The sequence below is a fragment of the Streptomyces sp. NPDC058375 genome, assembly GCF_042723425.1.
GTDB classification, from domain to species: domain Bacteria; phylum Actinomycetota; class Actinomycetes; order Streptomycetales; family Streptomycetaceae; genus Streptomyces; species Streptomyces durocortorensis.
On the sequence record NZ_JBHXJG010000035.1, the window covers coordinates 15,647 to 41,639 of the forward strand.

Below are 25,993 nucleotides of genomic sequence, written 5' to 3' on the forward strand. Positions count from 1 at the left end.
CGTCCCGGGCCCGGGGTTCAGGCGTCGGGTCGGCGGGCCCCGCCGCGGGCTCCGTACCAGTCCAGGCAGAGGACGGTGGCGTCGTCCTTGGGCGGGTGGCCGCCGTAGGCGTCGGCGACCGCGGTGACCATGGTGCGGACGACCTCGCGCGGGTGCTCGGCGGAGGTCCGCAGCAGGAGCCCGGGCAGGTCGACCACTGCCGCTTCGCGTTCCTGCACGCCGTCGGTGAACAGCACGATGCGGTCGCCGGGGCGCAGGTCGAGGTCCTGTACATGGTAGGAACCCTGCGGCGGGAAGCCGAAGGGCATGTCGATCCGCAGGGCGATCTCCTCGACCGAGCCGTCGCGCAGCCGGAGCGGCCCGGGGTGGCCGGCGTTGACGAGCTGGGCGCGGCTGCCGTCCAGAGCGATGCGGAGCAACTGGCCGGTGGCGAAGGTGTTGTTCCCGTGGTCGAGGAGGGCCTGATGCATCTGGCGGGCCTGTTCGGCGAGATCCGCTCCCGCACGGCGGGCGCCGCGCGAGGCGTTCACGACGAGGGTGGCGATGAGAGAGGCGTTGACGTCGTGGCCCATGGCGTCGGTGACGGACAGGTGGAGGGCGTTGCTGTCGATGCTGTAGTCGTAGGTGTCCCCGGCGATGTCCGAGGCCGGCACCAGAGCTCCGGCGAGGGCGAACTCGACCGCGTCGCAGGACGGGGCGGAAGGAAGGAGCTGGCGCTGGATCTCCGCCGCCAGGCTGACCGGCGTGGTGCGGTTGCCCCAGTGGTAGAGGTCGGTGAAGCGGCGGTCGGCGACGATGAGGTACGCCAGCGCGTGCGCGGCCTCCTCGACCTGTGCCAGCACGTCCTCGGTGACGGCGTCGAGGAACAGCTCCAGCACGCCGATGGCGTCACCGCGGTTGGTCACGGGGGCGAGGACGCGCTGCCCCTGCCCGTCCTGCTCCACCTGCACTGGCTTCTGGGAACGCAGCACCTTGTCGTAGATGCCGCTGACGGCGAGGGGAACCCGCTCGGCCCGGGCCTCGTCGGAGGCGCCGGTCATGTCGTTGACCCGCAGCAGGCGGCTGCCGACCACGTCCACGAAAAGGAAAGACACGTACCGCGCGCCGAACCGGGTGCGCAGATCGCGCGCCACGACATCGAGCGAATTCACCGGCGCCGCATCCCTGGCGGCCGCCAGCACCGCGGCCAGTCCCGTCCTGTCGCTCACCACAGCCTCCTCGGGTAGGAAGTGCTTGTGCCCTCCCAGCCCCGAATCAGCACCCCGTGTGAGGAACGCGGCTTATGTGTGCGTACAAAAGCACGCAAAATACCCGAATCAGCAGCAGCCGCAGCTCGCTCGCCGCGTCACCGAGACCGGCAGCTCCAGCGAGACCGGGGCGCGGCCCGGGTCCGCCAGGCGTTGCACCAGCAGCTCCACCGCCTCCTCGCCCAGCCGCCGGATCGGCTGCCGGACGGTCGTCAGGGGCGGGCGGACCAGGCGGCTCAGCGGGATCCCGTCGAACCCGGTCACCGCGATGTCCTCGGGCACCCGCACCCCGCGCCGCTCCAGCGCCTGGAGCGCCCCGACCGCCATCTGGTCGTTGGCGAACAGCATCGCCTCCGGCCGCGCCACCCCCGTACCCTCCGACCGGTCCAGCAGGGCGTCCGCCGCCAGCGCGCCCTCGGCCTGCGTCATCATCCCGGCGCGCACCTCCGGCCGGGAGGGCACCGGAAGGCCCGCGTCCCGGCACGCCTCCTGGAAACCCCGGAACCGGGCCTGGGAGTCCGGTGAGTCCTCCTCGCCGCCGATGAACGCCAGCCGGCGCAGCCCGTGGTCCTCGATCAGATGGCGGGTCAGCTCGCGCTCGCCCTCGGCGTTGGCCACCACGATGTGGTCCAGGTGGTCGATCTCGCGCGGTCCGGCGAGCATCACCACGGGCAGCCGGCGCGATATCACCTCCAGGTCCGCGGTCGGCACGGTCCGCGCCAGTACGGCGAACCCGTCGACCCGTCCCGCGACCTTCGCCACCAGGCTCTCCGGCCCGCCGTCCAGCGAGGCGGCGATCAGCAGGGCGTAGCCGTGCCGCCGGGCCGCCCGTTCCATGCCCCGGATGATCTGGTCGGAGTAGAGCATCACGGCCTGGTCGTCGTCCGCGTCGCTCGCCGCCGCCGCGGACTCGGCGTCCGGGTCCGCGTAATCCGGGAAGCACAGCCCGAGCACCCCCGTGGTCCGGCTGGCCAGGCCCCGGGCGCTGCCGCTCGGCACGTACCCCAGCTCGCGGGCCGCCTCCATGACCTTCTCGCGGGTCTGGGCGCGTACGGAATCGGGGTTCCGGTAGACCCGGGAGACCGTGGCAATGGAGACGCCCGACCGCTCGGCGACGTCGTACACCGTGGGGGCGCTCACTCGACCCACCGTCCGTCCGCTTCTTCTTCCGCAGCTCCGCGTCCGGCGGCGCGGGTGCTGGTACCGGGCCGGCGGTCTGCGCGCCGGGCGAGGCGATCACGAGGCTCGTGAAAGCGCATTCACCCTAGATCCTGGGCCGTACGAGGAGCAAGGTCGCCCGGGGTCGCCCGGGTCGGCGCCGAGCCGCCGGTGTTGAGCGAAACGTTCCTCCGGGCGGGTGAGCTTGCGGCTCCCGCCCGCCGTGTCGGCGCCTCCTCGCGCGAGGAGGAGTTTTCAGTGGGCGGAAGGAATCAGTGTGATCAACTGCAAATGCCACCACATACGCACTATCCGGTCCATTCCGGTACGGGGTGGTCCGGCCCGGCCCCGGAGGTATCAGCCATGTCCCACGTCGGCGTCCCGCGCGGGACGGTTCGAAAGCGCCGATCGCTCGCGCTCCTCACGACGGGGGTGCTCACGATCCCGGTGCTGGCCGGGTGCAGCTCCGGCAGCGAGGAGACCTCGCGGGGCGTGCCCCAGGACATCGCGCCCGCCGCCCGCGAGGCGGTCGCCGACGGTTCGACGGTGACCTGGGCGGTCGACGCGCTGCCCGCCACCTTCAACGCCTTCCAGGCGGACGCGGACAGCGCCACCACCCGGATCACCGGAGCCCTGCTCCCGACGCTCTTCCCGATGGACAAGTCCGGGCAGCCGAAGCTCAACCCGGACTACCTGGAGTCCGCGAAGGTCATCGAGCGCGAGCCCAAGCAGGTGGTGCTCTACAAGCTCAACCAGCAGGCGGTGTGGAGCGACGGGCGGGAGATCGGGGCCCCCGACTTCGTCGCCCAGTGGCGGGCGCTGCGGGGCAAGGACTCCGCGTTCTGGACCGCCCGCAACTCCGGTTACGAGCGGATCGAGAAGATCGAACGCGGCGCTGACGACCTCCAGGTGCGGGTCACGTTCGCCAAGCCGTACGCCGACTGGCGCTCGCTGTTCTCGCCGCTCTACCCGAAGGAGATCACCGGCTCGCCGGACGCCTTCAACGACGGCGCCCGCACCGCCCTGAAGACCACCGCCGGGCCCTTCGTCCTGAAGAGCACGAGCAAGTCCAAGGGCACCGTCACGCTGGCCCGCAACCCGCGCTGGTGGGGCGACAAGGCCAAGCTGGACACCCTCGTCTTCCGGGCGGTCGCCGCGAAGGACCGTACCCAGGCCCTCGCCGACGGCACGGTGGACGTCGCCGACATCGACGCGGGCACCGCCGACCGCATCACGCTCGCCCGCCGCGACCGGGGCGGCAACGGCCAGCCCCTCGCCCACGGCCCGGGTTCCGAGATCACGCCCGCCCAGGCCCTGCGCTCCTGGGCCCAGGCGCACGGCTCCGACGAGGACGCGGCGGAGATCGCCCAGGCCGCCCGGGAGAAGAACCGCAAGGCCGTCGTCGCGTACGCCACGGAACAGAAGGCCCTGCGCGACTTCGCCGTCCGCAAGTCCCTGGAGCCCGCCTACACCCAGCTCGCGCTCAACGGCGAGTCCGGCCCGCTCGCCGACGACCGGGTCCGCCGGGCGGTGGCCCGCGCCCTGGACCGCCAGGAGCTGGCCCAGACCGTGCTCGGGCCGCTGGGCCTTCCGGCGAAGCCGCTCGGCAGCCACCTCGCCCTCGCCGGACAGCCCGGCTACAAGGACGGCAGCGGGGCGCTCGGCGAGCAGAACACCAAGGAGGCCCAGGCCCTGCTGGCCGACGCCGGCTGGACCCGCGGTGGCGCGGCCCAGCCGCCGAAGGACACCAAGGCGGGCAGCGAGGCGGAGAAGAAGGGCGACAAGGACGACGCCGACGCGGAGAAGAAGACCGCAGGGGACACGAAGGAGGACCAGGAGGCCGAGGACAAGGACGCGACGAGCGAGAAGGCCGAGGAGAAGGACGAGGAGGCGGAGGGCGAGGACGAGAAGGCCGAGGACTCCGCCGCCGAGCGCAAGAAGGCCGACCAGGCCTCCGCCGACCGTGACTCCGAGGACAGCGCCGCCTCCCGCGAGGAGGGCCTCTACATCGTCGGCGAGGACAACAAGCCCGGCGCCCCCGCTCCCGCCACCGTGGGCAGCGCCTCCGCCGTCCACGTCCTGGCCCCCGCCCGGACCGCCTCCGCCCAGGGCACCGCCCTGCTCCGCCAGGCCGGAGCCCTCGGTGAGGACGGCGCCGTGGCCGCCACGGACAAGCAGCCCGGGGGGGCCGCCGGAGCGTACGCCCCCGTCGGCACCGCCGCCCCGGCGCCCGCCGCGGCCAAGGGGCAGCTCGGCAAGGACGGCAAGACACTGACCCTGCGCTTCGTGCTCCCCTCCGGACCCGGCTCCCAGTCGCTGCGCAGCGTCGGCGACAAGATCGCCGTGATGCTGGAGAAGATCGGCATCGGCACGGAGATCACCAAGGTCCCGGACGAGAGCTACTTCAAGGACCACGTCGCCTCCGGCGCGTACGACCTGGCGCTCTACTCCTGGCCCGCCACCGCCTACCCGGCCACCGACGGTCGCCCGATCTACGCCAAGCCGGAGCCCGCCACCGACGGATCGCTCCTCGTCGAGCAGAACTACACCCGGGTCGGCACCGACCACATCGACCAGCTCTTCGACAAGGCCGCCGCCGAGCTGGACGAGAAGGCCGCCCGCGAGCTGATGAAGCAGGCGGACGCCCGGATCTGGGCCGCCGCCGGATCGATTCCGCTCTTCCAGCGCCCGCAGCTCGTCGCGGTCGACAAGAAGCTCGCGAACGTCGGGGCGTTCGGGTTCGCGTCCCCCCGGTATCAGGACATCGGGTTCAAGAACCGGCAAGCGGCAGGTTCCCCCGCAGACCGCAAGAAGTAGCGGGCAAATACCACACCCTCCCGCCGCCAAGCTCAGATGCACCTCAAAACCCTTGCCCGCCGGTTCGCCCGGCGGGCAGTGTGGTTTCTGCCCTGACCCGGGCCGTTCGTCGCTTCACCTCTCCTCACCCCCCACAGCTCCACCGGCTCCACCGCGGTCCCACCGCAGCTTTGCCCGCATTCCGGCCACTCGATGGCCCGGCAGCTCCTTGACACCGGCTGAATATCGCCTGAATCACACGGGAAGACCGCCTCTGCGGATCGGCCCGGGAAGCCCGGCGGGCCCAGGGCCCGTACGATGGGACGAGCCGTGGCGTGCCGCCCGGCGGGCGTACGAGGACTCGAAGACCGACTGAGACGCCTGATCCCACGATCCGAGAGAAGCGCAAGCCACCCATGCCCACGCGCCACGACATCCGTAACGTAGCCATCGTCGCCCACGTCGACCACGGCAAGACCACGCTGGTCGACGCCATGCTCAAGCAGGCCGGCTCCTTCGCCGCGCACGCTGCCGAGTCGCTCGACGACCGCATGATGGACTCGAACGACCTGGAGCGTGAGAAGGGCATCACGATCCTCGCCAAGAACACGGCGGTGAAGTATCACCCCAAGGACGGCGGGGATCCGATCACGATCAACATCATCGACACCCCCGGTCACGCCGACTTCGGTGGCGAGGTCGAGCGTGGTCTGTCGATGGTGGACGCCGTCGTGCTGCTCGTCGACGCCTCCGAGGGCCCGCTGCCCCAGACCCGCTTCGTGCTGCGCAAGGCGCTGGCCGCGCGGATGCCGGTCATCCTCTGCATCAACAAGACGGACCGCCCCGACTCCCGGATCGCCGAGGTCGTCGACGAGACGTACGACCTGTTCCTGGACCTGGACGCGGACGAGGACCAGATCGAGTTCCCGATCGTCTACGCCTGCGCCCGTGACGGCGTCGCCTCGCTGACGAAGCCCGAGGACGGCACCGTCCCGCAGGACAGCGAGAACCTGGAGCCGTTCTTCAACACGATCCTGTCGCACGTCCCGGCCCCCGAGTTCGACGCGGACGCGCCGCTCCAGGCCCACGTCACCAACCTGGACGCCGACAACTTCCTCGGCCGTATCGCGCTCTGCCGCGTCGAGCAGGGCGAGCTGCGCAAGGGCCAGACCGTCACCTGGATCAAGCGTGACGGCACCATGTCCAACGTCCGCATCACCGAGCTGATGATGACCGAGGCGCTCACCCGCAAGCCGGCCGAGGTGGCGGGCCCGGGCGACATCTGCGCCGTCGCCGGATTCCCGGACATCATGATCGGCGAGACCCTGGCCGACCCCGAGAACCCGATCGCGCTCCCGCTGATCACGGTCGACGAGCCGGCGATCTCGATGACCATCGGCACCAACACCTCGCCGCTCGTCGGCAAGGGCGGCAAGGGCCACAAGGTCACCGCCCGTCAGGTGAAGGACCGCCTCGACCGCGAGCTGATCGGTAACGTCTCGCTCCGCGTCCTGGACACCGAGCGCCCCGACGCCTGGGAGGTCCAGGGCCGTGGTGAGCTGGCGCTCGCCATCCTGGTCGAGCAGATGCGCCGCGAGGGCTTCGAGCTGACCGTCGGCAAGCCCGAGGTCGTCACCAAGCAGATCGACGGCAAGACCCACGAGCCGATCGAGCGCATGACGATCGACTCGCCCGAGGAGCACCTCGGCGCCATCACGCAGCTCATGGCGACCCGCAAGGGCCGTATGGAGACCATGACGAACCACGGCTCCGGCTGGGTGCGCATGGAGTGGATCGTGCCGTCCCGCGGCCTCATCGGCTTCCGTACGGAGTTCCTGACGCAGACCCGCGGCACCGGCATCGCGCACTCCATCTTCGAGGGCCACGAGCCGTGGTTCGGCGAGCTGCGCACCCGTCACAACGGCTCGCTGGTGGCCGACCGTTCGGGCTCCGTCACGCCGTTCGCGATGGTCAACCTCCAGGAGCGCGGTGTCATCTTCACCGAGGCCGGCACCGAGGTCTACGAGGGCATGATCGTCGGCGAGAACTCCCGCGCCGACGACATGGACGTGAACATCACCAAGGAGAAGAAGCTCACCAACATGCGTGCGGCCTCCGCGGACACCACGGAGAACGTGGTCCCGGCCCGCAAGCTGTCGCTGGAGCAGTCCCTGGAGTTCTGCCGCGAGGACGAGTGCATCGAGGTGACCCCGGAGACCGTGCGTATCCGCAAGGTCGTCCTGGACGCCAAGCAGCGCGGCCGCACGGCCTCGCGCGCCAAGCACGGCTGATAGCGCCCCCACCAGGCCCAGGCCCAGGCCCAGGCCCTGAAGGACCGCCCGGACGCCCCTGTGGGCTTCCGGGCGGTCCCGCGTACGGCTCCAGGAAACCCGGAGCCGTACGCTCCGTATGCGGAGACCTCCACGCACCCCCCGGACCGCGTCGGACGGACCGTCAGCACAGGCATTGACAGAAGGCCCGGCCCACCACGGACACTGTGGTGGGCCGGGCCTTCGTCAATCCCTTTTCCTGACCGGGGTGTCCGGATATCGGGGGTCGCTCTCCGGAACATGTGTTAACAGTCCGTTTCGGGCGTGTCTGTCTGGGATCACTTTGTCCGGATTTCGGGCACACGGGCAGGTCTGATGTTGTCAAACCGAGACCCTTTAAGTGTGGTTTACAGCTCGGCCGTACTCAATAGTTGGCTCCATTGAGCTCGGGTCAATGGGTCACGCACTGTGGGGAGTGCCGACTCACGAGCACACTCGGGGCACTGAACGATCACCGTCAGGGGTGTCGGTGAATCTCTCCAGTGCCCTTCTTGTAGTCAAAAGTGGACTCATGAGGAGGAAACCCATGCGCGGTGCCAAGAGCGCCAAGTGGGTCGCGGGAGCGGCAATCATCGCCCTGGCCGCGACTGCCTGTGGCGGCGACAGCGGTGACGAAGGCAAGAAGAACACGTCGGGTCAGCCCGCCGGGTACGTCTCGATCGACGTCGGTGAGCCCCAGAAGCCTCTGATGCCGGCCGACACGAACGAGAGCAACGGCTCCTACGTCATCCAGTCGCTGTTCACCCAGCTGCTGGACTTCGACGACAAGGGCGAGATCGTTCTCACGAACGCCGAGTCCGTCGAGACCGAGGACTCCCAGACGTGGACCGTCAAGCTCAAGTCCGGCTGGAAGTTCCACAACGGTGAGGCCGTGACCGCGCAGTCGTACATCGACGCGTGGAACTGGTACGCCAACGTCGACAACAAGCAGCAGAACGCGTTCTGGTTCTCCGACATCAAGGGCTACGAGGACGTCCACCCCGAGAAGGGTGCGCCCAAGGCCAAGGAGATGTCCGGCCTGAAGGCCGTGGACGACACCACGTTCACGATCGAGCTGAGCAACAAGGTCCCGTACTTCAACTACAAGCTCGGCTACGCGACGTTCGCGCCGCTGCCCAAGGTCTTCTACGACGACCCGAAGGCGTTCGGCCAGAAGCCGATCGGCAACGGCCCGTACACGTTCGAGAAGTGGACCCACAAGAAGCTCATCCAGGTCAAGGCCTGGGACGAGTACCAGGGCCCGAACAAGGCTGCCAACAAGGGCATCCAGTTCAAGAACTACTCGACCGTCGAGGCCGCGTACTCCGACGTCATCTCCGGCAACCTGGACATGATCCGCCAGGTCGGCCCGCGTGACCTCCCGAAGTACAAGACGGACCTCGGTGACGGCGCGATCGACCAGCCGTACGCGGCGATCCAGTCGCTGAACCCGGCGTTCTACTCGAAGACGTTCAAGGACATCGACCCCAAGGTCCTCCAGGGTCTGTCCATGGCGATCGACCGTGACACCATCACGAAGACCGTCCTGAACGGCACGCGCATCCCGGCGACGAGCTTCACGCCTCCGCAGGTCAAGGGCAACCAGACCCTCGACTCGGACATCCTGAAGTTCAACCCGGCCAAGGCCAAGGAGCTCATCAAGGCCGGCGGCGGTGTCCCGGAGAACAAGATCGCCATCCAGTACAACGCCGACGGTGGGCACAAGGAGTGGGTGACCGCTGTCTGCGAGTCCATCCGCAACGCCACCGGGGTCGACTGCGTGGGCGACGCCAAGCCGGACTTCCCGACCGACCTCGAAGCGCGTGACAACAACGAGGTCAAGAGCTTCTACCGCGGTGGCTGGGTGGCCGACTACCCCGTCAACGTGAACTTCCTCAAGGAGCTCTACCACTCCAAGGCGGAGTCGAACAACGGTCGGTTCGCCGACAAGGAGATCGACGAGCTGATGGCGAAGGGCGACAAGGCCGACTCCCTGGAGGAGTCCGTCGCCGCCTACCAGGAGGTCGAGAAGGCCCTGGTGGACAAGATGCCCGCCATCCCGCTCTGGTACTACGCCATCAACGGCGGCCACGGCAAGAACGTCGACAACGTCAAGGTCGACTTCCACGGTGACCTCGAACTGACCGGCGTCACCACCAAGTAACGCCTGCGGGTCATTCCCCAACTGGCCGTCATCCGCCCGCGCCGGCCATCGGCGCGGCCGGAGGCACGGGGGTCGTCTCTGCCAAGAGGCGGCCCCCGCGCCGCAGTTATCCCCACACGGAGGCACCCATGGGGCGCTATGTCGCACGACGACTGCTCCAGATGATCCCGGTCTTCATCGGGTCGACCCTGCTGGTCTTCCTGATGATGTACGCACTGCCCGGCGACCCCGTCAGAGCTCTTGCCGGTGAACAGCACGTAGACGCTACCCAGATCGCCGCCCTGAAGGCGGATCTGGGCTTGGACCAGCCGATCTGGCAGCAGTATTTGAACTACCTGGGCAATCTGTTCCAGGGCGACCTCGGCAACCAGATCGGAACGCAGCGCCCGGTCGCCGAAGTCATCGCCGACGCTTACCCGATCACCGTCAGACTGGCGATCTTCGCCTTCGTCTTCACGGTCGTCGCCGGGATCTCGCTCGGCATCGTCGCCGGCCTGAAGGCCGAGTCCATCCGGGACCGCAGCCTGCTCGGCCTGACGCTGGTGCTGATCTCCATGCCGTCCTTCGTGCTGGGCTTCCTCGTCCAGTACTTCTTCGCGTTCCAGCTCGGCATCGCCAAGCCCAACGTGAGTCTCGAACCGACGAACACCGAGTTGATCATGCCGGCCATCGTGCTGGCGTCGCTCTCACTCGCGTACGTGGCCCGGCTCACCCGTACCTCGGTCGCCGAGAACATCCGCGCCGACTACATGCGTACGGCTGTCGCCAAGGGGCTGCCCCGCCGCCGTGTCATCGGCGTGCACCTGATGCGCAACTCGCTCATCCCGGTCGTCACCTTCCTCGGCACCGACATCGGCGCCCTGATGGGCGGCGCGATCGTGACCGAGGGCATCTTCAACATCAAGGGCGTCGGATCGCTCGTCTTCGAGGCCCTGTCCAAGCGTGAAGGCGCGACCGTCGTCGGCGTCGTGACGCTGCTCGTCATCGTCTATCTCGTCTGCAGCCTGCTCGTCGACCTGCTCTACGCGGTCCTGGACCCGAGGATCCGGTATGCCTGACACCACCGCACTCACCAAGAGCACCGACGTTCCGGCCGCCGTCGACCAGACGCCCGCCGCGACGGACGCCGGCCCCGCGCCCGGCAAGCCGCGCAGCCTCTGGTCGGACGCCTGGCACGACCTGCGCCGCAACCCGCTCTTCCTCATCTCGATGGTGCTGATCCTGCTGCTCGCCATCATGGCGATCTTCCCGGGGCTGTTCACCAGCGCCTCGCCGCGGGACGCCAACCTGGCCGAGCACTACCTCCAGCACCCGAACTGGGGCCACTTCTTCGCCCCCGACTGGCTCGGATACGACGTCCAGGGACGCTCGATCTACGCGCGTGTCGTCTACGGGGCCCGCGCCTCGATCACCGTCGGCGTGGTCGTGACCATCGCGGTCACCATCACCGGCCTGGTCATCGGCATGATCGCCGGTTACTTCGGCGGCTGGATCGACACGATCCTGTCCCGCATCACCGACGTCTTCTTCGGCGTCCCCTTCATCGTCGGCGCCATGGTCATCCTGACCACCTTCGAGGAGCGCTCCGTCTGGGTCGTCATCCTGTCGATGGCCTTCCTCGGCTGGACGTCGATCGCGCGTGTCGCCCGTGGCTCGGTCATCACGATCAAGCAGGCCGACTACGTGGTCGCCGCCAAGGCGCTCGGCGCCTCCACCACCCGGATCCTGACGCGGCACATCCTGCCGAACGCCATCGCTCCGGTGATCGTGGTCGCCACCATCGCGCTCGGCGGTTACATCGCCGCCGAGGCCACCCTGTCGTTCCTCGGCATCGGCCTCGCCGAGCCGACGGTCTCGTGGGGCATCGATGTGTCCGCTGCGAAGGACCAGCTCCGCAACGCGCCGTACGTCCTGGTCATCCCCTCGGTGATGGTCTCGATCACGGTGCTGTCCTTCCTGATGTTCGGCGATGCGGTCCGCAACGCCCTCGACCCCAAGATGCGCTGAGGGAGGCGTTCGTGACCACCATCGACAAGACGGCTCACGTCCCCGCACCGCGGGAGTCCGTGAGTGGCGACGGTCCACTGCTCGACGTCCGTGACCTGCACGTGGAGTTCCACACCCGCGACGGCGTGGCCAAGGCGGTCAACGGTGTGAACTACACCGTCAGCGCCGGCGAGACCCTCGCGGTGCTCGGCGAGTCCGGCTCCGGCAAGTCCGTGACCGCGCAGACCATCATGGGCATTCTCGACATGCCGCCCGGGAAGATCACGCAGGGCGAGATCCTCTTCCGCGGCCAGGACATGCTGAAAATGTCCGCCGAGGAGCGCCGGAAGATCCGCGGCCGCAAGATCGCGATGATCTTCCAGGACGCGCTGTCCTCGCTGAACCCGGTCCTCTCCGTGGGTTATCAGCTCGGCGAGATGTTCCGCGTGCACCAGGGCCTGTCCAAGAAGGAGGCCAAGGCCAAGGCCATCGAGCTGATGGACCAGGTCAAGATCCCGGCGGCGGCGGCCCGTATCTCGGACTACCCGCACCAGTTCTCCGGCGGTATGCGCCAGCGCATCATGATCGCCATGGCGCTGGCCCTGGAGCCCGACCTGATCATCGCGGACGAGCCGACCACCGCGCTCGACGTGACGGTGCAGGCCCAGGTCATGGACCTGCTGGCCGAGCTCCAGCGCGAGTACAACATGGGTCTGATCCTGATCACCCACGACCTCGGCGTCGTCGCCGACGTCGCGGACAAGATCGCCGTGATGTACGCGGGCCGGATCGTGGAGACGGCCCCGGTCGGTGAGCTGTACAGCCGCCCGGCGCACCCGTACACCAAGGGTCTGCTGGACTCGATCCCGCGCCTGGACCAGAAGGGCCAGGAGCTCTACGCGATCAAGGGTCTGCCGCCCAACCTCACGCGCATCCCCTCCGGGTGTGCCTTCAATCCGCGCTGTCCCAAGGCGCAGGACATCTGCCGTACGGACACCCCGCCCCTGTACCCGGTGACCGAGCAGGACGGCCTCGAGCTGGTCGGCCGCGGCAGCGCGTGCCACTTCTGGAAGGAGACGATCCATGGCTGAGCTCAAGAAGGAGCCCGTGGACGCCACGCCGAACGTCTCCGACGTGGAGACCGTGGACGCCGCGACCGAGGCGGAGGCCGTAGCCGCCCTCGACGCGCGCGCCGTCCAGGGCGAGCCGATCCTCCAGGTGCGGAACCTCGTCAAGCACTTCCCGCTGACGCAGGGCATCCTCTTCAAGAAGCAGATCGGCGCGGTCAAGGCCGTCGACGGGATCTCCTTCGACCTGTACGCCGGTGAGACCCTGGGCATCGTGGGCGAGTCCGGCTGTGGCAAGTCCACGGTCGCCAAGCTCCTGATGACCCTGGAGCGGGCGACGGCCGGCGAGGTCTTCTACAAGGGCCAGGACATCACCAAGCTGTCCGGGCGCGCGCTGAAGGCGGTCCGCCGCAACATCCAGATGGTGTTCCAGGACCCGTACACCTCGCTGAACCCGCGTATGACGGTCGGCGACATCATCGGGGAGACCTTCGAGATCCACCCCGAGGTGGCCCCGAAGGGCGACCGGCGCCGCCGGGTCCAGGAGCTCCTGGACGTCGTGGGTCTGAACCCGGAGTACATCAACCGGTACCCGCACCAGTTCTCCGGCGGCCAGCGCCAGCGCATCGGGATCGCCCGCGGCCTCGCGCTCAACCCGGAGATCATCATCTGCGACGAGCCGGTCTCCGCGCTCGACGTGTCGGTGCAGGCGCAGGTCATCAACCTGATGGAGAAGCTCCAGGACGAGTTCAACCTGTCCTACCTCTTCATCGCGCACGACCTGTCCATCGTCCGGCACATCTCCGACCGGGTCGGCGTGATGTACCTCGGCAAGATGGCCGAGATCGGCACGGACACGCAGATCTACGACCACCCGACGCACCCCTACACCCAGGCGCTGCTGTCGGCAGTCCCGGTTCCGGACCCGTCGGCCCGCGAGGGACGCGACCGGATCATCCTGACCGGAGACGTCCCGTCACCGGCGAACCCGCCCTCGGGCTGCCGCTTCCGCACCCGCTGCTGGAAGGCGGAGGAGCGCTGCGCGACGGAGGAGCCCCTGCTGGCGATCCCCGAGCGCTTCGTCTCGGCGGCCACCCCGGCCGCGCACGAGTCGGCGTGCCACTTCGCCGAGGAGAAGGACGTCGTGCACGCGGCGTAACCGCTCCCGCAGGTTGAACGACCCAGGCCCGGCCCCTTCCGAGGGGGCCGGGTCTTCGTCGTGTCCGCCGCCCTCCTGCCCGTACGGGGCAACCCCGCATGCGCTACGTCACGTAATGCGGTGATATGAGGAATTGAGCTACTCGATGACTCTAGGAGGCACTTCATGCGCGGAGCCACACAGGTCAGGTGGGCCGCATGTGCGGTGGCCGTCGCCCTGGCAGCGACGGCCTGCGGCGGCGGTGGTGACGGCGGCAGCGGTGGCGGCGGCGCCGACGGCATCGTCAGCTCCTCCTGGGGAGACCCGCAGAACCCGCTGGAGCCCGCCAACACCAACGAGGTCCAGGGCGGCAAGGTCCTCGACATGGTCTTCCGCGGGCTGATCCGCTACGACCCGAAGACCGGCGAGGCCCAGAACATGGTCGCCGAGTCCATCGACTCGACGGACTCCCAGAACTTCACGGTAAAGCTCAAGGACGGCTGGACGTTCTCCAACGGCGAGAAGGTCACCGCCAACTCCTTCGTCGACGCCTGGAACTACGGCGCGGCCCTGAAGAACAACCAGAAGAACGCCTACTTCTTCCAGTACATCGAGGGCTACGACAAGGTCCACCCCGAGTCCGGCTCCGCCTCCGCCGAGACCCTGTCAGGGCTGAAGGTCGTCGACGACCTGACCTTCACCGCCAAGCTCACCCAGAAGTTCTCCCTGTGGCCCGACACCCTCGGCTACTCCGCCTTCGTCCCGCTGCCCAAGGCGTTCTACGACGACCACGACGCCTGGCTCTCCAAGCCCGTCGGGAACGGCCCGTACACCATCGAGTCGTACGCCAAGGGCTCCTCGATGAACCTGCGCAGGTGGGACGACTACCCGGGCGACGACAAGGCGAAGAACGGCGGCGTCGACCTCAAGGTCTTCACCGACAACAACACCGCCTACACCGACCTGACGGCGGGCAACCTCGACCTCGTCGACGACGTGCCGGCCTCCCAGCTCCGCAACGTCGAGGCGGACCTCGGCGACCGGTACATCAACACCCCCGCCGGCATCATCCAAACCATCTCCTTCCCGTTCTACGAGGCGGAATGGGACACCGACGACGCGCGCAAGGTCCGCCAGGGCCTGTCGATGGCGATCAACCGGCCGCAGATCACCGACCAGATCTTCCAGAAGACCCGCACGCCCGCCTCCGACTGGACCTCCCCGGTCCTCGGCGCGGACGGCGGCTTCAAGGAAGGGCTCTGCGGCAAGGAGTGCACGTACAACAAGGCCGAGGCCAAGAAGCTGATCGACGAGGGCGGCGGCATCCCCGGCGGCCAGCTGAAGATCTCGTACAACGCGGACACCGGCTCCCACAAGGAGTGGGTCGACGCCGTCTGCAACAGCATCAACAACGTCATGGGCAACAACAAGGCGTGCGTCGGCGGGCCCGTCGGCACCTTCGCCGACTTCCGCGCCCAGGTCTCCACCCAGAAGCTGACCAGTGCCTGGCGCGCGGGCTGGCAGATGGACTACCCGCTCATCCAGAACTTCCTCCAGCCGCTCTACTACACCAACGCCCCGTCCAACGACGGCAAGTGGAGCAACGAGGAGTTCGACGACCTGGTCGACAAGGCCAACGCCGAGAGCGACAAGGCGAAGGCCGTCACCACCTTCCAGGACGCGGAGAAGATCCTCGTCACGGAGATGCCGGTCATCCCCCTCTGGTACCAGAACGGCAGCGCGGGCTACTCGGACCGGGTCGACAACGTCGCGCTGAACCCGTTCAGCGTCCCGGTCTACGAAGAGATCACCGTCAAGTGACGCGCTGAGCGACGCGCACGGCCGGGACGCCCGACACGCGCCCCGGCCGTCCGTGCTCCCCGCTCCGTCCGCGCACCCACCGTCCGGCACCGCTCGCCCCGACCCCCGGAGCCCCTCATGGGACGTTATGTGATCCGGCGGCTGCTGCAGATGATCCCCGTCTTCTTCGGCACCACGCTGTTGATCTTCCTCATGGTGAACGTGATGGGCGACCCCATCGCGGGCCTCTGCGGCGACCGCCAGTGCGACCCGGCCACCGCCGCCCAGCTGCGCTCCGAGTTCGGCCTCGACAAGCCGGTCTGGCAGCAATACCTCACCTACATGGGCAACGTGTTCACCGGCGACTTCGGCACCGCGTTCAACGGGCAGAAGGTCACCGAGCTGATGGCCACCGCCTTCCCCATCACGATCCGGCTCACCATCGTCGCGGTCGTCTTCGAGGTCGTCATCGGCATCAGCCTCGGCGTCGTCACCGGCCTGCGGCGCGGCCGCCCCGTCGACACCACCGTCCTCATCCTGACGCTGGTCGTCATCGCCATCCCGACCTTCGTCACCGGCCTGCTGCTCCAGCTCCTCCTGGGCGTCAAGTGGGGCATCATCAAGCCCTCGGTCTCCGCCGACCCCACCTTCGACGAACTCCTCGTCCCCGGGCTGGTCCTCGCCTCGGTCTCGCTCGCCTACGTCACCCGGCTCACCCGGACCTCGATCGCCGAGAACGCCCGCGCCGACTACGTACGCACCGCCGTCGCCAAGGGCCTGCCCCGCCGCCGGGTCGTCGTACGGCACCTGCTGCGCAACTCGCTCATCCCCGTCGTCACCTTCATCGGCACCGACGTGGGCGCGCTGATGGGCGGGGCCATCGTCACCGAGCGGATCTTCAACATCCACGGCGTCGGCTACCAGCTCTACCAGGGCATCCTGCGGCAGAACTCCCAGACCGTCGTCGGCTTCGTCACGATCCTCGTCCTCGTCTTCCTGGCCGCCAACCTGATCGTCGACCTCCTGTACGCCGTACTCGACCCGAGGATCCGCTATGCCTGAGCCGCAGTCATCGGAGCCGTCGCAGTCACCGGACGAAGCGATCTCCCCGGCGGGCGCCGGCGGCGCGACGGACCTCGCCCTGGAAGAGGGCGCCAGCCTGGAGAAGAACCCGGACGGTGCCGACGGCGCCGGGCCGGCCGGAAAGCCGCGCAGCCTCTGGTCGGATGCCTGGCGCGACCTGCGGCGCAACCCCGTCTTCATCATCTCCTCGCTGGTCATCCTCTTCCTGGTGATCATCTCGATCTGGCCCTCGCTCATCGCGAGCGGCGACCCCCTCCAGGCCAACCTGGACGACGCCCAGAAGGGCTCCGAGCCCGGCCATCCCTTCGGCTTCGACCCGCAGGGCCGCGACGTCTACACCCGCGTCGTCTACGGCACCCGGACCTCGGTGACCGTGGGCGTCTGCGCCACGCTCGGCGTCGCGATCCTCGGCAGTCTCTTCGGCGGACTCGCGGGCTTCTTCGGCGGCTGGTGGGACTCGATCCTCTCCCGCCTCACCGACGTCTTCTTCGGCATCCCCGTCGTCCTCGGCGGCCTGGTCTTCCTCTCCGTCGTCACCAGCTCCACCGTCTGGCCCGTCGTCGGCTTCATCGTCCTGCTCGGCTGGCCCCAGATCGCCCGCATCGCCCGCGGCTCGGTCATCACCGCCAAACAGAACGACTACGTCCAGGCGGCCCGCGCGCTCGGCGCCTCCAACTCCCGCATGATGCTGCGCCACATCACCCCGAACGCCATCGCGCCCGTCATCGTCGTGGCGACCATCGCGCTCGGCACGTACATCTCGCTGGAGGCGACCCTCTCGTTCCTCGGCGTCGGCCTGAAGGACCCGGCCGTCTCCTGGGGCATCGACATCTCCGCCGCCGCCAACTACATCCGCAACGCCCCGCACATGCTGCTCTGGCCCGCCGGAGCGCTGGCGGTCACCGTGCTCGCGTTCATCATGCTCGGCGACGCGGTGCGCGACGCCCTCGACCCCAAGCTGCGCTGAGGAGCCGGTTGTCATGTTGCTCGAAGTGCGCGATCTGTACGTGGAGTTCCACACCCGCGAAGGCGTCGCCAAGGCCGTCAACGGGGTCAACTACTCGGTGGCCGAGGGCGAGACGCTCGCCGTCCTCGGCGAGTCCGGCTCCGGCAAGTCCGTCACCGCCCAGGCGATCATGGGCATCCTCGACATGCCGCCCGGGAAGATCGCCGGCGGGGAGATCCTCTTCAAGGACCAGGACCTGCTGAAGCTCAAGCCGGACGAGCGGCGCAAGATCCGCGGCCAGGAGATGGCCATGATCTTCCAGGACGCCCTCTCCTCGCTGAACCCGGTCCTCACCGTCGGCCAGCAGCTCGGCGAGATGTTCGTCGTGCACCGCGGCATGTCCCGCAAGGACGCCAAGGCCAGGGCGGTCGAGCTGATGGACCGGGTCCGCATCCCCGCCGCCAAGGACCGGGTCAACAGCTATCCGCACCAGTTCTCCGGCGGGATGCGCCAGCGCATCATGATCGCCATGGCGATGGCCCTGGAACCGTCCCTGATCATCGCCGACGAGCCGACCACCGCCCTCGACGTCACCGTCCAGGCCCAGGTCATGGACCTCCTCGCCGAACTCCAGCGCGAGCTGAACATGGGCCTCATCCTGATCACCCACGACCTCGGCGTCGTCGCCGACGTCGCCGACAAGATCGCCGTGATGTACGCGGGCCGCATCGTCGAGACCGCCCCCGTCCACGAGATCTACAAGGCACCCGCCCACCCGTACACCAAGGGCCTCCTGAAATCGATCCCGCGCCTGGACCAGAAGGGCCAGGAGCTGTACGCGATCAAGGGCCTGCCGCCCAACCTCACCCGCATCCCGCCCGGCTGCGCCTTCAACCCCCGCTGCCCGCAGGCCCGGGACATGTGCCGCAGCGATGTGCCGCCGCTCTACGAGGTCGACGAACAGCGCCGGAGCGCCTGCCACTTCTGGAAGGAGACGCTCGATGCACGCTGACCGCGACGGGAGTGCGGGGACCGGTGCGGGCGCGGCCGGCTCCACCCTCCTCTCCGAGGCGAGCGAGGACGCCACCGCCCCGTACGTCGAGGGCGACCCGATCCTCCAGGTGCGCGGCCTCGCCAAGCACTACCCGCTCACCCAGGGCATCCTCTTCAAGCGGCAGATCGGCGCGGTCCGGGCCGTCGACGGCGTCGACTTCGACCTGTACGCGGGCGAGACGCTGGGCATCGTGGGGGAGTCGGGCTGCGGCAAGTCGACCGTCGCCAAGATGCTCGTCCACCTGGAACGCCCCACCGCCGGGGCGATCCGCTACAAGGGCGAGGACATCTCCAAGCTGTCGGGGCGGGCGCTGAAGGCGGTCCGCCGCAACATCCAGATGGTGTTCCAGGACCCGTACACCTCGCTGAACCCGCGGATGACGGTCGGCGACATCATCGGGGAGCCGTACGAGATCCACCCCGAGGTCGCCCCGAAGGGCAGCCGGCGGCAGAAGGTCCAGGACCTGCTGGACGTGGTCGGGCTCAACCCGGAGTACATCAACCGCTATCCGCACCAGTTCTCCGGCGGCCAGCGCCAGCGCATCGGCATCGCCCGCGGCCTCGCACTCAACCCGGAGATCATCGTCGCCGACGAGCCGGTCTCCGCGCTCGACGTCTCCGTACAGGCCCAGGTGGTCAACCTGCTGGACCGGCTCCAGGCGGAGTTCAGCCTCAGCTTCGTCTTCATCGCGCACGACCTCTCGATCGTCCGGCACATCTCCGACCGGGTCGGCGTGATGTACCTCGGCCGGATCGTGGAGATCGGCTCCGACGCGGAGATCTACGACCACCCCACCCACCCGTACACCCAGGCGCTGCTGTCCGCCGTCCCCGTACCGGACCCGACCGCCCGCGAGCACCGGGAACGGATCATCCTGCACGGCGACGTCCCCTCGCCCGCCAACATCCCCTCCGGCTGCCGCTTCCGCACCCGCTGCTGGAAGGCGCAGGAGCGGTGCGCGCTGGAGGTCCCGCTGCTGGCGGTCCCCGCGGAGTTCCGGCTCGTGGACACCCCGGCCCGGCACGACTCGGCGTGCCACTTCGCGGAGGAGAAGCGCGTGGTGCCGCCGGAGGGCGAGCTGGAGGTCCCGGGGCCGGCGGATGACCCGGGGGCGGCGGAGCCGAAGGAACAGCCGGGGCGGCCCGGGGAGGACGAAACATCATGAACCGGCGTCAGCATCGTTAACAAGTAAGCAACTCTGCCGTCGCCGCTCCGATATACGAACGCCCCATGCTGAACAGCGTACGGCCGTGCGGGTGCCGTGGTCCGGCCGGAGCGTCGTCCTGGCGCTCCGGCCGGTCGCCCGCCGAAGCCGCCCCGCCCCCTGAACGCCTTGTTCATCCGTTCGGGGCCATGGAGTATCAGCGGGTGACACTTACACGGGGAGCAGGAATCACCGGCGCCGTTCTGTGCGCGGTGCAGGCATTGATGGCCATCGCCTGGCTGGTGCGGGACTTCAAGGTGGTCGACGGACCGGAGATGCTCTGGGACATCTGGGCGGGAGCCGCGAACCCCTGGGGCATGCCGTCGCTCACCACGACCGCCACCACCCTCATCCTGCTGGTCGTCCATGCCGCCGCCGCTGTTACGGTGCTCCGGTCCGCCCAGGCGTCGCCGGTGCTGATCACCACCGGAATCGTCACGTTCGCCGTGCGGCTGCCCGGCGTCTGGACCATCGCCGACTCCCCGTTCCCGGAGGAACTGCGCGACCGGGCGCTGCTCACCACGTACGCGGCCCTGCTGGCCGGACTCGCCATGGTCGTCGTCGGGGTGGCGGGCCGCCGGCCGGTGGCGGACGGCGAGGAGCGGCCCGCGGGACCGGCCCGGGGAGCCGGGGTGGCCGCGTTCCTGCTCCTCGGGTTCCAGGCGGTGGTCTTCGCGGGCTGGGAGATCCGGCAGGGTTTCATCTACCCGGATTACCTGTATCCCGCGTGGTTCACGGGCGGGAGGCCCATGGTCGTCCCGCTGACCGAGGCGCCGCCCGGTTGGATCAACGTGGTGCTCATCCTGATGTTCCTGGTGGCAGCCGTCGGCGCGGTCGCAGGAGCGGCCTACGCGCGCCCGCTCGGCCTGATCGCGGGCGGGTTCATGCTCTCGTCCGGTGTGCTGGGCGTGGTGCGGGGCATCCGCTTCGAGTTGTACGAGCGGTTCACCTCCCAGGACATCGAGACGCAGCTGAACACGCTGAGCTCCGTCATCTCGCTCATCGCCGGGGTCGCCGTGCTCGTCCTCCTCGCCCGCAAGGGCGTCGAGCGGATCCCCGTAGGCGGCCCCCCGGGCCCGTGGGGCGGGGCCGGCCCCTGGGGCGTCCAGCCCCCGGGCTACCCGCCGGCCGGGATCCCCGGTCAGCCGGCCGGGGCTCCCGGGCAGTCGTCCGCCCCGGCCCCCGGCTTCGGGCCCCCGCCGGGCGGCTTCGGGCCCCCGCCCTCCTCCTCCCCGCCGCCCCGCTGGTGAGCCGGGGGCGGACGGGGAGGGCCGGGCCGCTCAGGCTCCGGGCAGCCCCAGCGACCGCTTGAGGAAGTCCACCTGGAGCAGGAGCAGGTTCTCCGCGACCTGCTCCTGCGGCGTCATGTGCGTCACCCCGCTCAGCGGCAGCACCTCGTGCGGGCGGCCTGCCGCCAGCAGCGCCGAGGAGAGCCGCAGGGCGTGGGCGACCACCACGTTGTCGTCGGCCAGACCGTGCACGATCATCATCGGCCGCACCTCGGAGGCGGGCTCGGACAGCCCGTCGTCGGTGAGCAGCGAGTTGTACGCGTACACCTCGGGCTGCTGCGCCGGGTCGCCGAGATAGCGCTCGGTGTAGTGGGTGTCGTACAGCCGCTGGTCCGTCACCGGCGCGCCCACGACCGCCGCGTGGAAGACGTCGGGCCGCCGCAGCACCGCGAGCCCCGCCAGATACCCGCCGAAGGACCAGCCGCGGATCGCCACCCGGGACAGATCGAGCGGGAAGCGGTCCGCGAGCCCGTGCAACGCCTCGACCTGGTCCTCCATGGTCAGCACGAGGTTGTCCCGTACCGCCTTCTCCCAGCCCGGCGAGCGGCCCGGCGCGCCCCGCCCGTCCGCCACGACCACCGCGAAGCCCTGGTCCGCGAACCACTGCGAGGTCAGGTGCGCGTTGTGGGCGGCGACCACCCGGCGGCCGTGCGGACCGCCGTACGGATCCATCAGGACCGGAAGCGGACCGTCCGCCTCCTGGTAGTCCGAGGGGAGCAGTACGGCGCACGGAATCCGCCGTGCGCCCCCCTCGGTGAGGGTCACGCGGGCGGAGAGCACCGGCTCTTGGGCGGAACTCGCGACCCGGGCCAGCCGCTTGCCGTCCCGCACCACCCACGCGGCGGCTCCGGGCTCCTCGGGGACGGCCGAGACCACGACCGAGAGGCCGCCCGAGCGGACCGCGGAGTGCACACCCACCCCTTCGGAAATCCGCTCGATTCCCAGCTCGTTGACCCGGTACACATGGATCTGCCCGATCTCCGGCTCGACCGCGTCCTCACCGGCCACCGCGGAGATCAGGAGGTCCGAATCCCCGATGTCCAGCACCGACTGGACGTGCAGCTGCGACCCGGTGAGCAGCCGGTCCCCGACCGCCAGCACCCGCGCCCCGCCCTCGTCGGCGATCCGCACCAGCCGCCCGTCGGGCGCCCACGCGGGCACCCCGGGGAAGAGATCCAGCCACACCGGGTCCTCGTCGACATGGACGATCCGGGTCGCGCCGGTCTCCGGATCCACCGCCAGATACCGCTGACTGCGCTGGTCGCGGGCCTGCACCAGCAGCAGCGGAGCACCCGCGGAGGACCAGTGCACCTGGGCCAGGTACGGGAACGCGGCCCGGTCCCAGACCACTTCCGTACGGGCCCCCGCCAGGTCCATGACGAAGAGCCGCACCTCGGCGTTGGGCGTCCCCGCCGCCGGGTAGGCGACCTCGGCCGGCTTGCGCTCGGGGTGCGCCGGATCGGCGATGTACCACCGCTGTACGGGGCTGTCGTCGGCCCGCGCGACCAGCAGCCGGTCCGACTCGGGCGACCACCAGAAGCCCCGGTAGCGGTGCATCTCCTCGGCCGCGATGAACTCGGCCAGACCATAGGTGACCTGGGGGTCCTCCGGCTCGGCCAGCGCCCGGTCGCCCTCGCCGTCCGCGCCCACGACCCGCAGCGCGCCCTTGGCCACGTACGCGATGTGCCGGCCGTCGGGGGACGGGCGGGGGTCGATCACCGGGCCCGGCACCGGCAGCGCCCGCGCGGTCCCGGCCCGCAGCTCCGCCACGTACACCTTTCCGGACAGGGCGAACGCGGCCAACTCCGCCGCCGCGTCCACCGCGTAGGAGACGATCCCGGACGAGCCCTCCCGGGTCCGCTCCCGCCGGGCCCGCTCCTGCGCCGACAGCTTCTCCGCCGAACCGCCCAGCAGCACTTCGGGGTCGGCGGCGACGCGCTCCTCGCCGGTCGCCGGGTCGAGCACCCAGAGCCGGTTGGTCCGGTCCGTTCCGGACGCGGACCGCAGGAAGATCACCCGCGTCTCGTCCGGTGAGACGGTGAAGGCGCGAGGTGCGCCGAGAGTGAAGCGCTGGGTCCGTGCTTGCTGGCGGGGAAAGGACAGCTTCTGCGAGGTCATGGCGACGAACCTAGTGCCGAACTCGGCCCCGCGGCACGGTTCGTGCGCCCCTCGTGCTGCTGTGCCCCGATCAATGCGTTGGCACGGATAGTTATGATCCGTAGCGCTCGGTGGGTAGGAACCTGCTGACTCCGCGTACCCCCATTCCGACCGTCCGAACGTACCGATGGAGGTGAACCGCCGTGGCGCTCTCGATTTCGGCGGTAGTGCTGCTGGCGATCATCGTCTTCCTGCTGATCCGGAAATCCGGACTGAAGGGGGGACACGCGGTGGTCTGCATGCTGCTCGGGTTCTACATCGCGAGCTCGTCCATCGCACCGACCATCTCCGATCTGACGACCAACGTGGCGGGGATGATCAGCAGCATCAAGTTCTGACCGGACGTCCCGTAGCTGTGGGGCCGCGGGCCGGGGGGCCGCGGGTGCGGGGTCGGGGGCGCGGGGGGCCTCCGGGCTCGTAGGGTGGTCCCCATGAAGGACCTCCCCGCCCGCCGTCTGCTGCTCGTGCACGCGCACCCCGACGACGAGGCGATCAACAACGGCGCCACTATGGCCAGGTACGCGGCCGAGGGCGCCCACGTCACCCTGGTGACGTGCACGCTCGGCGAGGAGGGCGAGGTCATCCCGCCCGCGCTCGCCCGCCTCACCGCCGACCGGGACGACGCGCTGGGCCCCCACCGCGTCGGCGAGCTGGCCGCGGCGATGCAGGAGCTCGGCGTCGACGACCACCGCTTCCTCGGCGGGGCCGGCCGCTACCGGGACTCGGGGATGATGGGCGCCGAGCAGAACGGCCGCCCCGGCTCCTTCTGGTCGACCCCGGTGGACGAGGCGGCGGCCCACCTCGTCGAGGTGATCCGCGAGGTCCGCCCCCAGGTCCTGATCACCTACGACCCGGACGGCGGCTACGGCCACCCCGACCACATCCAGGCCCACCGCGTCGCGATGCGCGCCGCCGACCTGGCCGCCGACCCGGCGTACGGCTCCGACGCACCGCACACCGTCGCGAAGATCTACTGGAACCGGGTGGAGCTGGAGGCCCTGGAGGCCGCCTTCGACCGGCTGCGCACCACCGCGCCCGACGCCTTTCCCGGCATCGCCGCCGTCGACGACGTCCCGGGCGTGACCGGCGGGGAGCAGATCACCGCGGAGATCGACGGATCGGCGTACGCCGGGGCGAAGTCGGCGGCGATGCGCGCCCACGCCACCCAGATCGCGGTCGACGGCCCCTTCTTCGCCCTCTCCAACGACCTCGGCCAGCCCCTGCTGACGACCGAGTGCTACCAACTGGTGCGCGGCGTTCGCGGCGTGGCGGGACCGGAGCGCGAGAGCGACCTGTTCGCGGGCGTCCCGGGCACCGAGGGAGGCGCGGCATGAGCGAGAGCCCCGGAAAGGCCCGTGGAAACCCGAGCCAGAACCGCGGAAACCCGAGCAAGGACCGCGGGAACCTGAGCAAGGCCCGCGGGAACCCAGGTAAGGCCCGCGACCGCGCCGGTTCCTCCCACGCGCCGCGACGGAACGCGCCGCCCAGGGAGCCCGAGCCGATCGGCTTCGCCGCCCGGCCGAACCCGGCCCGGATCGCCGCCTACTTGGGCCTCGCGGTCCTCGGCGCGCTCGTCGCCCTCGCCGGAACCCTCGTCCAAGCGGCCTGGTTCCCGGGCGGGTTGATCATCGCCCTGGCGGGATCGGCGGGTCTCTTCTACGGCGGGCGGATCCTGACCCGCACCCAGATCGGCGCGCTCGCCCCGGCGGCCGGCTGGTTCATCACGGTGTTCCTTCTGCTGAGCGGCCGGCCGGAGGGCGACTACGTCTTCGGCGACGAACTCGGCCTGGTGCTCTTCATGCTCGGCGGGACGGCCGTCGCTGTGATGTGCGCCACCACCTCGAAAGTGCCGCAATCAGCCATCCACAGCGGCCGGTCCGGTACGTGAAGTGCCAAGTCCGGGTCCGGAGAGACCCCCACAGGTGTGATGCACGGGTGGAGGTTTCACCCGGTCGCGGAGTGTCCGACGGCGGCGGCCAGTATGGTGGTGCGCGCGCCGAGCCGTCCCCTGGCCTGCGGCATGGGGGAAGTACGGGCGGCGGAGCCAATCGGGAGAACCTGCTTTGAGTCGTGAAACTGACAGTTCGTCCTCCGGGCCCCAGGGCCGCGGCGGAGCCGCGTACCCCTCGGGTACGCCGCCGTACGGATCCCGCCAGTATCCGTCGCTCCACCCGTCGCAGGACGGCTCTGACGAGAACCCGGAATCCGTGGATCCGCCCCGGCCCGAGGAACCGAAGACCGAGACGACGCTGACGACGCGCATCCGGATCAACATCCCCGGCTCGCGTCCCATCCCGCCGGTCGTGATGCGTACGCCGATGGCGGCGAGCGACATCGCCGGCGACGGCCGTTCCGACGCGGAGCGCACCGGCGCGACCCCGCGCCCCGGCACGCCGCCGCCCGCACCCGGAGCGGCTTCCGGCGCCGGACCCTCGGACCGCTCCGGCGGCCCGAGCGCCGGCTCGAACGGCGGCGCGCCCGCGGACCGGTCCCGCGACGGCGGCCCGGCCGCCGACCCGACGCCCACGGAGAAGCCGGCCCGGGAGAAGAGCGGCAGCGACTGGTTCGCCCCGCGCAAGGCCCCGGCCCCCGGGC

General features: G+C 69.7%; 19 protein-coding genes and 1 pseudogene. 17 read left to right on the forward strand and 3 right to left on the reverse strand.

The window, feature by feature from the left end; all coding sequences use genetic code 11:
* Positions 1–17: 17 nt before the first annotated feature.
* Both ACFWM7_RS08885 and ACFWM7_RS08890 read right to left on the reverse strand, forming a co-directional pair.
* The gene (locus ACFWM7_RS08885; protein ID WP_383256912.1) at positions 18–1,211 is read right to left on the reverse strand and encodes a PP2C family protein-serine/threonine phosphatase; all 1,194 of its coding nucleotides are present in this window, start codon (positions 1,209–1,211) and stop codon (positions 18–20) included.
* A gap of 105 nt (positions 1,212–1,316) precedes the next feature.
* Positions 1,317–2,387, reverse strand: a complete 1,071-nt coding sequence (locus tag ACFWM7_RS08890; protein WP_383256915.1) for a LacI family DNA-binding transcriptional regulator — start codon at positions 2,385–2,387, stop codon at positions 1,317–1,319.
* 381 nt (positions 2,388–2,768) lie between these two features.
* Between ACFWM7_RS08890 and ACFWM7_RS08895 the strand changes: the two genes are divergently transcribed.
* From ACFWM7_RS08895 to ACFWM7_RS08955, 13 genes are all read left to right on the forward strand, one after another.
* Entirely contained in the window at positions 2,769–5,222 is a 2,454-nt protein-coding gene (locus ACFWM7_RS08895) for an ABC transporter substrate-binding protein (RefSeq protein WP_383256918.1), read from the forward strand.
* Between the two features lie 395 nt (positions 5,223–5,617).
* Positions 5,618–7,492 carry a translational GTPase TypA gene (gene typA, locus ACFWM7_RS08900; protein WP_383256921.1) on the forward strand — a complete coding sequence of 625 codons (1,875 nt, stop codon included), beginning with the start codon at positions 5,618–5,620 and terminating at the stop codon, positions 7,490–7,492.
* 565 nt (positions 7,493–8,057) lie between these two features.
* Entirely contained in the window at positions 8,058–9,674 is a 1,617-nt protein-coding gene (locus ACFWM7_RS08905) for an ABC transporter substrate-binding protein (protein WP_383256925.1), read from the forward strand.
* 128 nt (positions 9,675–9,802) lie between these two features.
* Complete coding sequence (locus ACFWM7_RS08910) at positions 9,803–10,732, forward strand: ABC transporter permease (RefSeq protein ID WP_383256927.1); 930 nt, start codon at positions 9,803–9,805, stop codon at positions 10,730–10,732.
* Positions 10,725–11,681, forward strand: coding sequence for an ABC transporter permease (locus ACFWM7_RS08915; protein WP_383256930.1), 957 nt, complete (start codon positions 10,725–10,727; stop codon positions 11,679–11,681). Before ACFWM7_RS08910 ends, ACFWM7_RS08915 begins: the two co-directional genes overlap by 8 nt.
* An 11-nt stretch (positions 11,682–11,692) precedes the next feature.
* Positions 11,693–12,751, forward strand: a complete 1,059-nt coding sequence (locus tag ACFWM7_RS08920; RefSeq protein ID WP_383256932.1) for an ABC transporter ATP-binding protein — start codon at positions 11,693–11,695, stop codon at positions 12,749–12,751.
* On the forward strand, positions 12,744–13,886 hold the full coding sequence (locus ACFWM7_RS08925) for an ABC transporter ATP-binding protein (protein ID WP_383256935.1): 1,143 nt from the start codon (positions 12,744–12,746) through the stop codon (positions 13,884–13,886). Before ACFWM7_RS08920 ends, ACFWM7_RS08925 begins: the two co-directional genes overlap by 8 nt.
* Positions 13,887–14,051: 165 nt before the next feature.
* Positions 14,052–15,686, forward strand: a complete 1,635-nt coding sequence (locus tag ACFWM7_RS08930; RefSeq protein ID WP_383256937.1) for an ABC transporter substrate-binding protein — start codon at positions 14,052–14,054, stop codon at positions 15,684–15,686.
* Between the two features lie 117 nt (positions 15,687–15,803).
* Positions 15,804–16,727, forward strand: a complete 924-nt coding sequence (locus tag ACFWM7_RS08935; RefSeq protein WP_047178619.1) for an ABC transporter permease — start codon at positions 15,804–15,806, stop codon at positions 16,725–16,727.
* Positions 16,720–17,715, forward strand: a complete 996-nt coding sequence (locus ACFWM7_RS08940; protein WP_383256939.1) for an ABC transporter permease — start codon at positions 16,720–16,722, stop codon at positions 17,713–17,715. Before ACFWM7_RS08935 ends, ACFWM7_RS08940 begins: the two co-directional genes overlap by 8 nt.
* A 13-nt stretch (positions 17,716–17,728) precedes the next feature.
* A complete protein-coding gene (locus ACFWM7_RS08945) occupies positions 17,729–18,706 on the forward strand; it encodes an ABC transporter ATP-binding protein (protein WP_383256942.1) in 978 nt (325 codons plus the stop codon).
* A complete protein-coding gene (locus ACFWM7_RS08950) occupies positions 18,696–19,913 on the forward strand; it encodes an ABC transporter ATP-binding protein (RefSeq protein WP_383256945.1) in 1,218 nt (405 codons plus the stop codon). Before ACFWM7_RS08945 ends, ACFWM7_RS08950 begins: the two co-directional genes overlap by 11 nt.
* Before the next feature lie 203 nt (positions 19,914–20,116).
* Positions 20,117–21,202: a hypothetical protein gene (locus ACFWM7_RS08955; RefSeq protein WP_383256948.1), complete on the forward strand. Its 1,086-nt coding sequence runs from the start codon at positions 20,117–20,119 to the stop codon at positions 21,200–21,202.
* Positions 21,203–21,232: 30 nt separating this feature from the next.
* On the opposite strand, the gene ACFWM7_RS08960 is transcribed toward ACFWM7_RS08955, so the two are convergent.
* Positions 21,233–23,359, reverse strand: coding sequence for a prolyl oligopeptidase family serine peptidase (locus tag ACFWM7_RS08960; RefSeq protein ID WP_383256950.1), 2,127 nt, complete (start codon positions 23,357–23,359; stop codon positions 21,233–21,235).
* A gap of 182 nt (positions 23,360–23,541) precedes the next feature.
* Here ACFWM7_RS08960 and ACFWM7_RS08965 point away from each other — a divergent pair, with 182 nt between their 5' ends.
* The 4 genes and pseudogenes from ACFWM7_RS08965 to ACFWM7_RS08980 form a co-directional block, all read left to right on the forward strand.
* The gene (locus ACFWM7_RS08965; RefSeq protein ID WP_010063247.1) at positions 23,542–23,736 is read left to right on the forward strand and encodes a hypothetical protein; all 195 of its coding nucleotides are present in this window, start codon (positions 23,542–23,544) and stop codon (positions 23,734–23,736) included.
* A 93-nt stretch (positions 23,737–23,829) separates the two neighbouring features.
* On the forward strand, positions 23,830–24,732 hold the full coding sequence (gene mshB / locus ACFWM7_RS08970; RefSeq protein ID WP_383256954.1) for an N-acetyl-1-D-myo-inositol-2-amino-2-deoxy-alpha-D-glucopyranoside deacetylase: 903 nt from the start codon (positions 23,830–23,832) through the stop codon (positions 24,730–24,732).
* Positions 24,729–25,286 carry a DUF6113 family protein gene (locus ACFWM7_RS08975; protein ID WP_383256957.1) on the forward strand — a complete coding sequence of 186 codons (558 nt, stop codon included), beginning with the start codon at positions 24,729–24,731 and terminating at the stop codon, positions 25,284–25,286. Before mshB ends, ACFWM7_RS08975 begins: the two co-directional genes overlap by 4 nt.
* Positions 25,287–25,461: 175 nt before the next feature.
* Positions 25,462–25,993: pseudogene (locus ACFWM7_RS08980) on the forward strand (hypothetical protein); the annotation flags it as partial.

Coding starts and splice junctions, on each gene's coding strand:
- ACFWM7_RS08895 (WP_383256918.1), top strand. CDS start 2,769: ATGTCCCACGTCGGCGTCCCGCGCGGGACGGTTCGAAAGCGCCGATCG.
- typA (WP_383256921.1), top strand. CDS start 5,618: ATGCCCACGCGCCACGACATCCGTAACGTAGCCATCGTCGCCCACGTC.
- ACFWM7_RS08905 (WP_383256925.1), top strand. CDS start 8,058: ATGCGCGGTGCCAAGAGCGCCAAGTGGGTCGCGGGAGCGGCAATCATC.
- ACFWM7_RS08910 (WP_383256927.1), top strand. CDS start 9,803: ATGGGGCGCTATGTCGCACGACGACTGCTCCAGATGATCCCGGTCTTC.
- ACFWM7_RS08915 (WP_383256930.1), top strand. CDS start 10,725: ATGCCTGACACCACCGCACTCACCAAGAGCACCGACGTTCCGGCCGCC.
- ACFWM7_RS08925 (WP_383256935.1), top strand. CDS start 12,744: ATGGCTGAGCTCAAGAAGGAGCCCGTGGACGCCACGCCGAACGTCTCC.
- ACFWM7_RS08930 (WP_383256937.1), top strand. CDS start 14,052: ATGCGCGGAGCCACACAGGTCAGGTGGGCCGCATGTGCGGTGGCCGTC.
- ACFWM7_RS08935 (WP_047178619.1), top strand. CDS start 15,804: ATGGGACGTTATGTGATCCGGCGGCTGCTGCAGATGATCCCCGTCTTC.
- ACFWM7_RS08940 (WP_383256939.1), top strand. CDS start 16,720: ATGCCTGAGCCGCAGTCATCGGAGCCGTCGCAGTCACCGGACGAAGCG.
- ACFWM7_RS08945 (WP_383256942.1), top strand. CDS start 17,729: ATGTTGCTCGAAGTGCGCGATCTGTACGTGGAGTTCCACACCCGCGAA.
- ACFWM7_RS08950 (WP_383256945.1), top strand. CDS start 18,696: ATGCACGCTGACCGCGACGGGAGTGCGGGGACCGGTGCGGGCGCGGCC.
- ACFWM7_RS08960 (WP_383256950.1), bottom strand. CDS start 23,359: ATGACCTCGCAGAAGCTGTCCTTTCCCCGCCAGCAAGCACGGACCCAG.
- mshB (WP_383256954.1), top strand. CDS start 23,830: ATGAAGGACCTCCCCGCCCGCCGTCTGCTGCTCGTGCACGCGCACCCC.
- ACFWM7_RS08975 (WP_383256957.1), top strand. CDS start 24,729: ATGAGCGAGAGCCCCGGAAAGGCCCGTGGAAACCCGAGCCAGAACCGC.